The organism is Pseudomonas sp. NPDC086581, assembly GCF_044746165.1.
In the GTDB taxonomy this organism is placed as follows: domain Bacteria; phylum Pseudomonadota; class Gammaproteobacteria; order Pseudomonadales; family Pseudomonadaceae; genus Pseudomonas.
Genome location: NZ_JBIVBR010000001.1, coordinates 448,158 through 461,188, shown reverse-complemented (window position 1 = coordinate 461,188; position 13,031 = coordinate 448,158). Strand labels below are relative to the sequence as shown.

13 protein-coding genes are annotated in these 13,031 nt (G+C 55.7%); all 13 read left to right on the top strand.

The genetic code is table 11. The annotated features are described in order from the left end of the window. The first annotated feature begins 274 nt into the window (after window positions 1-274). The 13 genes from ACIPK7_RS02260 (at window position 275) to ACIPK7_RS02200 (ending at window position 12,972) form a co-directional block, all read left to right on the top strand. Window positions 275-3,418, top strand: coding sequence for a type ISP restriction/modification enzyme (locus ACIPK7_RS02260; RefSeq protein ID WP_401084916.1), 3,144 nt, complete (start codon window positions 275-277; stop codon window positions 3,416-3,418). A gap of 342 nt (window positions 3,419-3,760) precedes the next feature. Then, window positions 3,761-4,369, top strand: coding sequence for a helix-turn-helix transcriptional regulator (locus tag ACIPK7_RS02255; RefSeq protein WP_401084913.1), 609 nt, complete (start codon window positions 3,761-3,763; stop codon window positions 4,367-4,369). 736 nt (window positions 4,370-5,105) lie between these two features. Next, on the top strand, window positions 5,106-5,321 hold the full coding sequence (locus tag ACIPK7_RS02250) for a DNA-binding protein (RefSeq protein ID WP_192209794.1): 216 nt from the start codon (window positions 5,106-5,108) through the stop codon (window positions 5,319-5,321). A 267-nt stretch (window positions 5,322-5,588) separates the two neighbouring features. Continuing rightward, complete coding sequence (locus ACIPK7_RS02245) at window positions 5,589-5,918, top strand: DUF5447 family protein (RefSeq protein WP_401084910.1); 330 nt, start codon at window positions 5,589-5,591, stop codon at window positions 5,916-5,918. Between the two features lie 3 nt (window positions 5,919-5,921). After that, window positions 5,922-6,149 carry a hypothetical protein gene (locus tag ACIPK7_RS02240; protein ID WP_401084907.1) on the top strand — a complete coding sequence of 76 codons (228 nt, stop codon included), beginning with the start codon at window positions 5,922-5,924 and terminating at the stop codon, window positions 6,147-6,149. Between the two features lie 223 nt (window positions 6,150-6,372). Beyond that, the gene (locus ACIPK7_RS02235) at window positions 6,373-6,786 is read left to right on the top strand and encodes a DNA-binding protein (RefSeq protein WP_401084905.1); all 414 of its coding nucleotides are present in this window, start codon (window positions 6,373-6,375) and stop codon (window positions 6,784-6,786) included. A gap of 98 nt (window positions 6,787-6,884) precedes the next feature. Next, window positions 6,885-7,097, top strand: a complete 213-nt coding sequence (locus tag ACIPK7_RS02230; protein WP_401084902.1) for a hypothetical protein — start codon at window positions 6,885-6,887, stop codon at window positions 7,095-7,097. Between the two features lie 13 nt (window positions 7,098-7,110). Beyond that, complete coding sequence (locus ACIPK7_RS02225) at window positions 7,111-7,353, top strand: major capsid protein (protein WP_401084899.1); 243 nt, start codon at window positions 7,111-7,113, stop codon at window positions 7,351-7,353. Window positions 7,354-7,497: 144 nt separating this feature from the next. Next, window positions 7,498-9,006: a virulence factor TspB C-terminal domain-related protein gene (locus ACIPK7_RS02220; protein WP_401084897.1), complete on the top strand. Its 1,509-nt coding sequence runs from the start codon at window positions 7,498-7,500 to the stop codon at window positions 9,004-9,006. Then, window positions 9,006-9,332 (top strand): DUF2523 domain-containing protein, encoded by a 327-nt coding sequence (locus tag ACIPK7_RS02215; RefSeq protein WP_259753269.1) that lies wholly within the window; start codon window positions 9,006-9,008, stop codon window positions 9,330-9,332. The genes ACIPK7_RS02220 and ACIPK7_RS02215 overlap by 1 nt, the downstream gene beginning before the upstream one ends. 12 nt (window positions 9,333-9,344) lie before the next feature. Continuing rightward, window positions 9,345-10,526, top strand: coding sequence for a zonular occludens toxin domain-containing protein (locus ACIPK7_RS02210; RefSeq protein WP_401084895.1), 1,182 nt, complete (start codon window positions 9,345-9,347; stop codon window positions 10,524-10,526). A 134-nt stretch (window positions 10,527-10,660) separates the two neighbouring features. Continuing rightward, window positions 10,661-11,956: a hypothetical protein gene (locus ACIPK7_RS02205; protein WP_401084892.1), complete on the top strand. Its 1,296-nt coding sequence runs from the start codon at window positions 10,661-10,663 to the stop codon at window positions 11,954-11,956. Beyond that, window positions 11,956-12,972 carry a tyrosine-type recombinase/integrase gene (locus ACIPK7_RS02200; protein ID WP_401084890.1) on the top strand — a complete coding sequence of 339 codons (1,017 nt, stop codon included), beginning with the start codon at window positions 11,956-11,958 and terminating at the stop codon, window positions 12,970-12,972. Before ACIPK7_RS02205 ends, ACIPK7_RS02200 begins: the two co-directional genes overlap by 1 nt. Window positions 12,973-13,031 lie beyond the last annotated feature (59 nt).

Below are 13,031 nucleotides of genomic sequence, written 5' to 3'. Positions count from 1 at the left end.
TCAGCCTCTGCCAGGCATACGCTCATGGGAACGGTTAGGAGAGCTGGATATTAGGCTGTAGGCTATCCCCAAGGAACATATGCGGACAGGGGACAATGGTAGGTGCATTATTTAGCTTGGCTTCCCCCCATCCCCTACCAACCCAGGAACAACACGTAGGACGGTTTCAGGAAGCAATCCTTTATATATTAACTACAAATTATTTGAAGTCGATAAAAATCGGCGACTGGTGATATATTCACTGATCGAGGATTTTTCATTAGGGAGAATGACAGTGAGTATCGTTGCAGAATTTGTCAGTAAAGTAATTGCCATTCGTAATTCTGGCAGTGCGACGGAGCATTCTTATAGATCCGCTATTGAGTCGTTATTTTCTGCACTTGACCCTCAGGTAAGAGCCCTCAACGAACCCAAACGGATTGAATGCGGCGCGCCGGACTTTATTGTGCAGCGAGGTGAGTTGGTCGTAGGGCATATTGAGGCAAAAGATGTCGGCGTCGGGATTCGAAATATGAAGGATCCTAATAATAAAAACCAGCAAGATAGGTATCGCAAGGCGCTTCCCAATCTGATTTATACTAACTGTTTGGACTGGGATTTCTATCGAGATGGGCAGCTAGTAGAGTCGATAACAATTGCTGATTTTATTCTTGGTATTCAACCCAATCCAGATTGTTATGATAAATTTACGAGTTACCTTGTAGAATTCATAAGCCAGCGTCCGCAGTCTATCACGTCGCCAGTTGATCTTGCTGAAAGAATGGCCGGAAAGGCATCTTTGATAAAGGAGGTTCTTTATAGGACCTTAGTGGCAGATGAGCAGGCCGAGTCGGAGCTAACAGTCCAGTATCGAACATTTAAAGAGCATCTGATACACGATATCGAGAAAGAAGAGTTTGCCGATATATATGCGGAGACTATGGCCTACGGTATGTTCGCGGCGAGGCTGCACGATACGACTCAGAGTAGCTTCGATAGACAAGAAGCGCTTAGTCTATTGCCCAAGTCTAATCCGTTTCTTAGAAATCTCTTTACTTATATCGCGGGAGCCGATCTTGACGCTCGGATAGCGTGGATTATTGATGATTTAGCCACCGTGTTTGAGGCAGTAGATACGGCTAAAGTAATGCGTGGATTTGGAGGGTTTACAGGAAGGAAAGATCCGTTTTTGCATTTTTATGAGACGTTTCTCGCAGCCTATAACCCCAAAAAGCGAAAAGCCAAAGGCGTATGGTATACGCCCGAGCAAGTAGTGCATTTCATAGTTCGCGCTGTCGATGAAGTCTTGCAAAATGAATACAAGCTGTCAGAGGGGTTGGCTGATAACTCGAAAATTGACATAGATTGGGATACTGGGCAGTTTGATAAAAAAGGTAAACCAATATCGACGAAGAAAAGCGTGCATAAGGTTCAGATATTGGACCCTGCGACAGGTACAGGCACGTTCCTGGCTGAAGTAGTAAAAAATATAGCTCCTAAAGTCAAAAGCGTTGCGCCTGGGGGATGGTCTTCATATATTGAAAATGAATTAATACCGCGTCTCCATGGTTTCGAAATTCTTATGGCGTCCTATGCTATGTGCCATATGAAAATAGACATGATACTTACCGAGCTTGGTTATCAACCCACGTCAACTGCTCCGCGACTTTCTGTCTTTCTAACCAACTCTTTGGAAGAGGGAGAGGCCGCCAATATGACTCTTCCATTTGCGCAGTGGCTTTCAAACGAGGTTAAATTCGCCAATACGATCAAGAGAGATATGCCTATCATGTGTGTGATAGGAAATCCGCCATATCTCGGGGAGGGTGGAAAAACTACAGGATGGTTGGGGAATCTCTTAGAAGATTACAAGAAAGAGCCTGGCGGCAAGGTCAAGTTGAAAGAGCGTAACTCAAAGTGGCTAAACGACCTTTACGTGAAGTTCATGCGGATGTCGTCGTATTTTATAGAGAAAAATAGCGAAGGTATTCTTGGGTTTATTACAAATCATGGGTATCTGGATAATCCCACGTTTAGAGGCATGCGCTGGCACCTACTCAAGACATTTGACAAGATTTGGATTCTTGACCTGAACGGAAGTGCAAAAAAGAAACTTAGCACTGTAAGTGATGTGACTGATAAGAATGTCTTTGACATCAAACAGGGTGTGTCAATTATTATCGCGGTTAAATTGCGCGCCCCCAGAGCCCGTGAGCTAGCGAAGGTTTATCATGCTGAGCTTAGGGGGAGTCGAGCTATGAAGTACCAGGTGCTTTCAGCCGAAAGCATCTATGGTGAGATGTTCAAAGAGTTGGACTATAAAGCGCCGCAGTACGCACTGGCAAGGCAAGATCTCACCGAAATAGATACCTATAACAATGGTTTCTTGCTGAGCGAGTTCATGCCGCTACATGGCAATGGGGTTGTTACGAAACGGGACAGTCTAAATATTCATGATACTAGGGTGGGAGTTGAAACGGTTGCTCATGATATTGTCAATTTGAGCGAAAATGATTTTAGACTAAAATATAAATTGAAAGCGGATGTCAGAGATTGGCGTTATGAGTGGGCTAAGCAAGACGTTCAGGATAACTATCCAGTAATTCCTGTTGAGAAGATTGGCTATCGTATTTTTGATACTCGATTCATTTTTTATTCTGGACGTTCGAGGGGCTTGGTGGGATGGCCCGTCCCCCAAGTGATGGAAAACTATATCAATGGAGATAATATAGGTCTTTTGGCATCTAAAGCGCATCGCGACGCTAGCTTTGCGCACGCTTTTGTAACGGATAAGCCGACGGAGGCAATACATTTCTCCGCTACAACAGGCTCGAATGCGATAAATTTCCCTCTTTACATCTATCCATCTGGCGGCGGTATAGATTCAGGGCGGACTGTTAATTACTCAAAAGAGCTTTTTGCAAAGATTAAAACTCTTGCGACAGATCACAGTCATGCGGCGCCAGATGAGTTGAATGTGTTCGATTACATTTATGCGGTGCTTTACTCTCCTACCTATAGGAAAGTGTATTCTGACTTTTTGAAAGTTGATTACCCTCGTATACCGTGGCCGGAGAGTCCAGAGTACTTCTGGGCCTTATCTTCGGAGGGGACTAAGTTGCGAGAGCTCCATTTGATGAAGGCTGATACTGTTGCCAGTGCACATTATCCCCTCCTTGGGGAAGGAGATAATGTAGTAGAATCGGTAAGATATGAAGGCGGGAAGTTGTGGATCAATCCACGGCAGTGGTTTGAAGAAGTTCCTGAATGTATAGATACGTTCTATATAGGTGGTTATAAACCCCCGTTCAAATGGCTAAAGGATAGGCAAGGCATGGCGCTAAGTTACAGCGATGTCAGGCATGTGCAAAAAATTATTGAAGTAGTCCGCTGTTCTGTCTCTGTTATGGATAAAATAGATACGCTTATCAAGCTGTAAAACTATCAAGATTCATTCAAACGGTAGTGGTGCGGCTGGAGATGCTCCCAGATAGAGGGCATCTCCATTTTTTAGTGAGGGAAACAATCGGGGCAGACTGCGATATTGATGTCGCCGAGCGCCAGCACTGGGACGACTATGCGTATCGCAATTGACTGCTTACGGCCAATTGCAGCCATTCGCGGATGACCCAAATCGGCCAGAAGCTGCCACCAAGTCATCCGCATTGGTTAGATCGCTCGCGTAGCCCCCTCTTTAAGGTTTATGTTGCCTTCACCAACAGCTCGAGTTTTGCTGAATGGCTAAGCTGGAGCGCTGGCCCTGCACAAAAGGAGCGACCGAGTGGGGAAGGATTCGATAGAGCTACGTGCCATTCTGGTGGCTATGGCGCTCCGAAATGAAGCTAATGCAGCCGCATTAGAAGAAATCACTACAAAACTCAGTAAGAAAGTTAAACGCCCCGTCCAACTGGTGATTGCATCGCTACAGGACGATGCAGAGAGCCTTCGCGCGCTCTCTGCCAGCTTGAAGGATCTGCAGCGCCTTGGTTCTGAAGGCGCCGAAAAACTCTCCAACTTGTACGATGGCTATCTCGATACGACGTCGATTCTGGCAACAGAAGACGATTTGATCGTTGAGGTGTTCAGACTCACTCGAGCATTGCTTCGTACCCAGGAGTGCCGGATTGAGCGGATAGCCGATTTACTTGGATTGAATACACGTACGCTTCAGCGTCGATTAGCCGTCAGAGGTTTTGAGTTCGAGGAAATAACCGATCTAGTCCGACGCAGGCAAGCGGAGCAGCTGCTACGTAATTCTGATCTGAGCATTCAAGAAATCGCTGTTCTTTTAGGTTATCGGCGGGCGACGTCGTTCGGGCGGGCCCATCGCCGTTGGTTTGGGATCAGTCCTGTAGAGCATCGCAGTCGTTTCCTGCATGTACGGACTTAGTAATACTTTCCAAGGGCTGCTATGGGTCCAGGCTGTGTGAAAACGTTCGCTTAATTTTGAGGTGCACGTCGCTACGTGAAATCTGCGGAAATTTTCTCAGTTGGCCCGGCAGGAATTCGCGAGGAAGCGCGAAATTTGCTCGTTTTCTGAGCAGCGTTCATTCTCGAAAGCGTTTTCACACAGCCTGGGTCGGTAGCTGACCATAAAAAAGCCCGCAAATCGGCGGACTTCTTCGTTTCAGTGCTTGGGTTTCTTGCACGTAGCACAACACCTTATAGGTGTTACCCCTTTTTTCCTTTGAACCACTTGAGGGCTGCCTTCCTTGTCAGCTCTATCCCACGTGGGGACCTTGCAAGTGGGCGTCTGCCTCTTCGAACTCGGGGCTGACCTGTCCAATCTCCGGGGCAATCTGTCCTGTAGTTAGCCAAAAAGCGAACTGGGGGGCGATCTTGATTATTGCCTCTATGTCGTCTTCGTTGGCTCGTCGCCTGCCGTTTCTCAGGTGGTACCAATTGTTGCGGTCAATAGCTGTCAGCTTCTCAAGCTTAGCGGCTGACAAGTCCATATATTCCCAGATGGCAATAATTCTTTCTCTGATCATTCCGTAAAGTTCTAATGATCTTGCAAATAATGCAACACATTAAGTGCATGATTTGTTATGGTGCACCTATGGCATTGCATTTAATGCAATGCCGGGTGTCCCCGAATAATGACATCTGATAGTGCAGGAAAGGTCATGGAAACGGAAGGAAGCAAGGTTTCTCTCGAAGCGGTCAAAAACGCACCCGTACTGATGCCGTGGCGAAAATTCGCCTCTTGGATTGGTATGGATGAAGGGGTAGTGGAGGGCTGGATTCGCGTGGGCTACATCCCGCGCATCAAGATCGGCAACCGCGTCATGGTGAATGTGGCGCTGCTGAGTCGCCGTCTGCTGGAACAAGAGGGCCTGTGATGAGCCTTCTTTCTCCGCTCAGTGCGCAGCGTGTTAGGGAAAAGCTCGCCGCTGCGCGTCTGTCGTTCCGCCTGATGCGCAAGGCAGTGGCCGATGGCTTCGCAGATGCAGCGCGCCGATTTCATGAGGAAGGGCGGATGGAGCTTGCCTCCGCACGTTTGACCGTCGAAGCCAACCGCGATGATGACGTTCTTCCTTCTACGCGGTGCCTGTTCTCCCTCGTTGTGATTCATCCGCGTCTGCCTTCTGATCGCGAGGTGACTGCCGATGTTGTCGAAGTACGTTCGTCAACCTCACGCCCCGGACTGCGACTGCTCTGTCTGCTGGTCCCGTCGCGAACTGGCGAAGCCCGCAGCCTGCCAGTCCACACGCTGCACCGAGTGCCGCCCTACGCGGGTCTTCACGGTCGTTACCACGATGACCAAGGTTGCGGGAGTGTGGCGCTCGATCCACTCGACCTACCGAGTGGAGTCGGGTTTTACCTGCGCGAAACACATGCCCGCGCTCCGTCCCCCGCAGTATTGGCACGTTGTGTACGACAGCGGCAAACCGACTCCCTTCGTGCCGATCCGCGAGCCCTTCGAGCTGGAGGCCTGAGCCATGCACACTGACGCCGCCTTCAGCCTTACCTTGCTGTTTGCTCTTCTCACCTGCGTTGGCTTTCCGCTGATGTGCGTGGCCCACGAAATTTCGAAGTGGGCCGACCGCAACAACCGCACCCACGCCAATCAGGTCCAGGGCCGCCGCACCGGCTTGTCCGAACGCGCTTTCCCGTTCGGACAAACGGAGCGCCGGGCGAAGCGCACCCTTGACCGTCCCCCGCCCTGAATAGCCTCCGCTCGGGAGTGAGGGGCAGCTTCACCGCCCCGCGCTCCTGAGCCCTCGGCGGCAAGAGCGGGATGACAAGGGCAGCGCCCTTGGTGTTTTCCCCACTCACCGCACGCACCACCGCAAAACCCGGCACCACCACACCCGCTGAAAGACGGCCACCAACGCGCCCAATTTGCAGCAGCGGGCCAACTCATGCCCGAAAAAGGCAAAGGAGCTTCAGATGAACATGTTTGCAACCACTGGCGGAATCGTTGAACTGTGGGTCACCCAGACCGACACCTTCACCTCCAAAACTTCCGGCGAGATCTTCGCCAGCGTCCAGGCGATTTCCCCGATCCCTGACGGCGTACGCGGCAATGCCCGTGGCTTCGAAATCACCCAGTACGACATCGAGCCGACCCTGCTCGACGGCATCGTCTTCGAAGGCTCCCCAGTGCTGTGCAAGTTCGCCACCGTGGTCCGCCCGACCAAAGACCGCTTCGGCAACACCAAGAACACCCAGGTGCTGACCGAACTGCTCGCCACTGGCCAAGACGCTGCCGCGCCGGCTCCGGCCCGCCCGGCTGCTCCGCAGGCCCAGCGCCCCACTCAACAGCCTGCCGCCGAGAAACCCGGCGACTCGGCCAAGAGCTAATTCGGGAGTAGCGCCATGACTCGATACCTCTCCCTGTTCGCCGTGGGTCTTGCTGCCGGCTACGTCTGGGGCTGGATCGATGGCGCGGCGCGCTTCCTATGAATTTCCTCGCCTGTGACGGCAGCTGGGCCGTTGGCGCCGATGGTTCCGCCATCTGCACCGGCACCCTGCACGTCGTCACCAGCGAGGAAATGCAGAGCGAGTTCGGCTCTGCACTCACCTGGGATCAGGTCGCGGAACTGCGGGGCGAAGTCCTCACGCTGTTCTGCATCGCTTTCGGCTTCCTGGTCCTGAAACGACTGCTCAAGTAGCGAGGTAGTACCCATGAAACAGCTCAAGACCCACCTGCAAAACCGCGCTTCCGGCTACGGCCGTCGCGCTCGCCAAGCCGTGGTTGGTATCGCCGCTGTCGGCTCCACCCTGGCGGCCACCGCCTATGCCGCTGTCCCGGCAGAAGCCACCGGCGCCCTGACCACCGCCGGCGACGACACCAACACCATCGGTTGGGCCGTCTTCGCCGTGCTCGTCGCCGCCGCGGCGTTCAAGTACATGCGCCGCGCCCTGTAAGTCCACCCGGCCTAACAGCCGAAGCACCGAACCCCGCTCCGGCGGGGTTCTTTCTTCTGGAGTCCGAACAATGTCCGTTCAATGGTTCGTCCTCATCGTCACCACCGTGGCCTTCGCCGTGGTCCTGTTCGGGCGGGTCTGACCATGGGCCGTTTCCTGATCCTGCTGCTTGCCGCCCTGGTCGCCACGCCGACGATTGCCACCGAGCGAGTGAAGGTAGATCCCTTCATCAAAGCCGGCCCCGGCTACAGCGCCGCCAACGGCTCGATCACCGGCTACGTCCCGTCGAAATCCAATGCTGATCTTCTGCTCGAAGCCGAGCGCAAAGGCTGGATGGGCACCTCTGCTGCGAAGACCCCGGTCACCGTCAAACCCAAGGTCACCGTGCCGGTAGCGGGGATCGGCTCAAAGCTCAAGGCCGGCCTCAAGACCAATGCCGGGCAACTGGCGATGAGCGCCGCCATTTCCGGAGCTATCGCGGCGGTGGGCTGGGTGATGTCGGACGACAACACCAAGCTGCAAAAGAAACAGGAGTCGGTGGATGGCATCCCGGTGTCAGGCAGTGGCACCGGCTCCGTCGATGCTTGTTCGTATCCCGCTGCCGAAGTCCTCAACAAGATCAAGGTGGTGACCAGCAACGGCGTCACCTATGCCATCGGCGCATGGCCGTCCGGAGCCACGCCGGGAGATGGAGTGCCGTCCGGCTACAGACACCTCAACAACTGCACCAATACCAAATTGGGCTTCGACTGGAACCGTGCCACCGGTTACTGGCCAGTCTCCGGGACTCGGACCATCTCCATCGATGAAGTCCAGTCGCTGAAGACCGACGTCACCGACTCCGACCTGAACCAGCTGGACCCGTGGGTGAGCGCGCAGACCGCGCCCTTCCTGCGCGACCTGCTGAAAGCCACCTGCGAAGGCTCGCTGGCCCCGCAGGCCTGCTACGACGACCTGCAGAAGCAATCCAAAGCCATCATCACCGGCCCGGCCTCCGTCCAGGGGCCGAAGCAAACCACCACCGGCACTTACAACCGACCGGACGGCACCCTCGGCAACACCTCCACCACAACCAACACCACCTATAACATCCGCTACGGCGATACGTACTTCGACTACGACACGGTCACCACCACCACGACCTATCAGGACGGCCAGAAGACCGGCGAGCAAACCACCAGTGATCAAGGTGAGCCGCAGGAAAAGCCCGAGGAAGAGAAGGACAAGGAGGACGAGGAAAAGCCCGAACGCCTCGCCTCCGGTGAACCCTGCGACGTGCCGCTGTCCTGCTCCGGCGACGCCATCGACTGCGCGGTGCTGACCCAGGAAAAAGCCCTGCGCTGCGCCTACGAAAAGCAGAGCGACTACGAGAAGCACGAGGCCGACATCAAGGCCGCCGTCACCGGTGCCAAGTTCGAAATGGACGACAGCACCGAGATTCAAATCCCGTCCTTCATCAACCAGGGCACGCGCTTCCTTCCCGCCTCCTGCCCGGCTGACAAGACCTTCTCCCTCAGAACCAACGGCGGCCGCACGTTCGCCGTGACCTATGAGCCGCTGTGCGCGGCTGCCACTGACCTTGGCTACCTGATCGTTATCGCGGTCGGGGCTTTCTGCGTCCTCTACGTCGGGCGCTCTCTCGGAGGTGAATGATGCAATACGCCTTTATCGTCCAGATGCTCCTGATCATCGCCGTGCCCATCGTGAAGATGGTCCTGCGCGCCATCGGCTTCGCGGTCGTCAGTTACGTCGGCTTCAACCTGCTGATCGACATGGCCCGTAGTTACCTGATGTCGCAGATGGGCAATGTCGCCGTGCCGATCCAGCAGATCCTCGGCCTCGCGAAGATCGATGTAGCAATCAACATGTACCTCGCTGCCGTCACCACCCGCGCGCTCATGGCTGGCTGGCTCAAAGCGCAGGACCGTCTCCGTCGGCAGGTGTGGAACCCGCCGGGCCGCGACTACATCGACGCATAAGGGGGATCGGTCATGCTCTATATCCGCACCGGTAAGCCCGGCCACGGCAAAACCCTCAACACCATCCGCGAAGTGGATGCCAAGGCCAAAGCCGAAGGCCGCATCGTCTACTTCCACAACGTCGCCGGCCTCAAGCCCGAGAAACTCGAAGCGGCCTGGTTCGAGTTCGAAGACCCGTTCAAATGGTACGAGCTGCCCCAGGACGCGATCATCGTGGTGGATGAGGCGCAGGGCTGGTTCGGCGCCCGCGATCCGCGCAACCGGCCGCCGGAGCACATCACCCGCTTCGAAACCATGCGCCACCAAGGTCACGAAGTGCATCTGGTCACCCAGGACCCGCGTTACATCGACGTGCACCTGCGCCGCCTGTGCAATGGGCACATCCACTACTGGCGGGTCTTCAAGAGCCAGCAACTGCTGCGCTTCGAGTCCGAGGCGGTCATCGAGGCAGTCGAGAAGAAGACCAGCTTCAAGGACGCCGACAAGACGGTCATCAAGCTCGATAAGAAGTACTTCGGTGTCTACACCAGCACCCAGGCGCAGCACCACTTCAAGTTCAAACCGCCGAAGAAGATGGTGCTCGCCCTGGCGGTGATCGTCGGCGCCGGCTTCATGGTGTATCGCGCCTTCGAGCGTTACCAGCAAGGCAGCAAGCCGGCAGAAGCGGCGGCGACCACCACCGCACCGAAGGACCAGCCCGGCATGGTCGATCAGGCCAAGTCGATGGTGGGCTCGCTGATCAGCCCCAGCGGCGGCGACGCTCCGAAGGCCGTCACCCCTGAGCAGTACATCGAGCAGCGAAAACCCCGCATCGCGGATCTGCCAGCCTCGGCCCCGGTGTATGACCAGCTCAACACCCCGGTCAGCAAGCCGCGCATCTATTGCCTGTCCACCAGCGACCCGAGGCTGGTGGAGCGGCGACCACCGGAGACGGTGAAGGACGGCCAGTCGTGCCAGTGCTACACGCAGCAAGCGACCAAGTTCGCGACCTCCTTCGAGTTCTGCCTCAGCGTGGCGCGCAACGGCTACTTCGATCCCACCTTGCCCGACCGTGGCACCGGCCCTGATGCGCGCATGGCGCAGCCGTCACCTCCGCCCCCGATCTACCCGAGCGCTCAGCCAACGGCCAGCAATGAGCCGAGCGGGCCCACGGTGACGGTCATCCCCTATGAGAAGGGCAAATTCTTGTGGTGAGCCCGCCAGGGCCGTTTTGCGGTTTGAGCCGACGCAGGAGGCCACCCGCAAACGGCCCGGCGGGGCGGCCGACGACCCTGTAACACGTCGGATAACCCAGTTACTCATTGGATAGCATTGGATAGGTTTGAATCATGACTAAGGCAGCAGAACACCAGATTCGCGCAGTACTTCAGGAAGACGGGCAGTTCTTCGAGTCGCCCAAAGGGCGCATCTTTTTCAGCAGTAGGGCAGGGGAGTTCACCGACCTTTCCGGTGTGCGTCTGTTGCGCTGCGGCGTGGATACGGTCCGGCAGTTGTACAACGGCCTGATCCGCCCCGAGGTCATGGCGATCTTCGATGAGCCGGAAGACATCGTGGAGTTCGCCGGCTACCAGTGGGCCAAGGGCCGTATCGGTCGAGATTCAGGCTACCAGTACCGCCTGCAGAACGCCGATCTGGGGCTGATCCTGCTAATCAAAAACCACAACGTGAAGCTGGAGAACATCGGCCCGCACCTCAAGATTGAAGTGTCCCCGCACGCCCTCGATGGTGCTGATCCATTGATCCTGCAAGGCATGCTCGATGACCTGGCCGCAGGCGTGCTCTCCGCTTGCGAAACCAACCAATGCGCCGTGCATCTCGCGCTCGACGTGCAGGGTTGGACGCCTCCGTCTGACTTGGTGGATCGCATGCACTGCCGCTCCCGGCGTGTTCGCCAGATCAGTGGCATCGAGCGTATCGAGTTCGATGGCAACGCCTCGGTCTACGGACGTGGTGAGACTTACATGTTCGGCTCGGCCAGCGGGCTGCAACTGTGCATCTACAACAAAACGCTCCAAGCCCGGACAACCGACAAGCTCGACTATTGGGAATGCGTTTGGGCCAACCTAAATGGCGACCCCTTCGGTGATGGTGACCCTGCTTACAACCCGCTGGAAACGGTGTGGCGTATCGAGTTTCGCTTCCACCATTCGGTGGTTCAGCAGTTCTCCGAAGGCTCCACCATGACCTCTGGTGAGGTAATCGGCTGCCGCACCTACGCGGGACTATGCCCGCACCTGCAAGGCCTGTGGGGCTACGCCTGTGAGAGCTTCCGGCTGTTGGACAGCCCGAAGGAGTTCAATCCGTTCTGGTCGCTCATCACCCTGGATACCCAGGTGCAGGTAGAGGCCGATCCGCTCATTGATCGCACCGAATATCGCCGCTACTACAAGACAGCTCAGGGCTTCTCCGGCAAGAACTGCGAGATGTTCCTGGGCCAGTTCGCCAGCCTCATTGCACGGGAGCGCGTACCACCAAAAAAAGCCTTGGAGGTCGGGCGTACTTTGCCCTTTTGGCACGTGATCGAGGATCACTACACCGCCAAGGGCTACAGCACTCGCGACCTCGAAAGACACATCATTGGACTCATAAATGATCGGTACTTGAAGCGCGGGTACGCGATCTGATGGCGATCACCAAGCTGGAGGATGGTCGTTGGTTCGTTGACGTCGAACCCATCAAGGGGAAGCGCTTCCGCAAGCGGTTCAAGACCAAGGGGGAGGCTCAGCGCTTTGAAGCTTCAGTGCGCGCAAAGCTGGCGGTCACGCCGGAGTGGAATCCCAGGCCGAAGGACACGCGTCGCCTGTCTCAGCTCATAGAGCGCTGGTACGAGCTGCACGGGCATGCAATCACCAGCGGGAGACGTCGCAGGAACATGCTGTTGTTCATTGCTGCGAAGCTGGGGAATCCCATCGCTCAGACGTTCACCGTCTCTGACTTGGTGGCATTGCGTAAGGTGGAGTTGGAGGAGGGGGCGCTCCCGCGCTCGATCAACGTGAGGTACTCGTACCTCAAGTCCATCTATACCGAGCTGCGCCGACTCGGTGACATCGACTATGCCAATCCCCTGGACACGTTGAAGCCGCTGAAGCCTCAGCAGGAGGTGGTTTCGTTCCTGTCGAAAGCTCAGGTCGCGACCCTGGTGTCTGCACTGCGGGACTACTCGACGTTCCCACACTTGGCGCTGATATCAGAGATCTGCTTGGCTACGGGTGCGCGATGGTCCGAGGCCCAGCGTCTGACCTGGCCGATGGTTCGTGCGGGCTGTGTGGTGTTCGCTAATACCAAGTCGAAGCGAGTGCGGACGGTCCCGATCTCCCAGGAATTGCAGGATCGGCTTGAAGCCTATTTCGCCAAGAAAAACCGTTTCCCGTTCTGCCGAGAGGCATTCGCCCGCATGGTGAAACGCTGCAATATCGTGCTGCCGCGTGGTCAATGCACCCACGTCCTGCGCCACACCTTCGCATCTCATTTCATGATGAACGGCGGAAACATCCTGGCGCTGAAGGAGATTCTGGGACACACGTCGCTGAACATGACGATGCGATACGCTCATTTGTCGCCGGAGTACTTACAGGACGCAGTTCGGCTCAACCCATTGTCGATGTACGAAGGGGAGTCGATACCCGGAGCTGGGGTGTGAGTGATGCACGGCTCGTGGCTAGAGGCGTCTGCCGTTCTCCTCATTATGTTTCTGTGACA

Excerpts from the sequence above, each read along its gene's own strand:
- ACIPK7_RS02250 (WP_192209794.1), top strand. The coding sequence starts at position 5,106 with ATGGAAACGGAAGGAAGCAAGGTTTCTCTCGAAGCGGTCAAAAACGCA.
- ACIPK7_RS02245 (WP_401084910.1), top strand. The coding sequence starts at position 5,589 with ATGTTGTCGAAGTACGTTCGTCAACCTCACGCCCCGGACTGCGACTGC.
- ACIPK7_RS02240 (WP_401084907.1), top strand. The coding sequence starts at position 5,922 with ATGCACACTGACGCCGCCTTCAGCCTTACCTTGCTGTTTGCTCTTCTC.
- ACIPK7_RS02235 (WP_401084905.1), top strand. The coding sequence starts at position 6,373 with ATGAACATGTTTGCAACCACTGGCGGAATCGTTGAACTGTGGGTCACC.
- ACIPK7_RS02230 (WP_401084902.1), top strand. The coding sequence starts at position 6,885 with ATGAATTTCCTCGCCTGTGACGGCAGCTGGGCCGTTGGCGCCGATGGT.
- ACIPK7_RS02225 (WP_401084899.1), top strand. The coding sequence starts at position 7,111 with ATGAAACAGCTCAAGACCCACCTGCAAAACCGCGCTTCCGGCTACGGC.
- ACIPK7_RS02220 (WP_401084897.1), top strand. The coding sequence starts at position 7,498 with ATGGGCCGTTTCCTGATCCTGCTGCTTGCCGCCCTGGTCGCCACGCCG.
- ACIPK7_RS02215 (WP_259753269.1), top strand. The coding sequence starts at position 9,006 with ATGCAATACGCCTTTATCGTCCAGATGCTCCTGATCATCGCCGTGCCC.
- ACIPK7_RS02210 (WP_401084895.1), top strand. The coding sequence starts at position 9,345 with ATGCTCTATATCCGCACCGGTAAGCCCGGCCACGGCAAAACCCTCAAC.
- ACIPK7_RS02205 (WP_401084892.1), top strand. The coding sequence starts at position 10,661 with ATGACTAAGGCAGCAGAACACCAGATTCGCGCAGTACTTCAGGAAGAC.
- ACIPK7_RS02200 (WP_401084890.1), top strand. The coding sequence starts at position 11,956 with ATGGCGATCACCAAGCTGGAGGATGGTCGTTGGTTCGTTGACGTCGAA.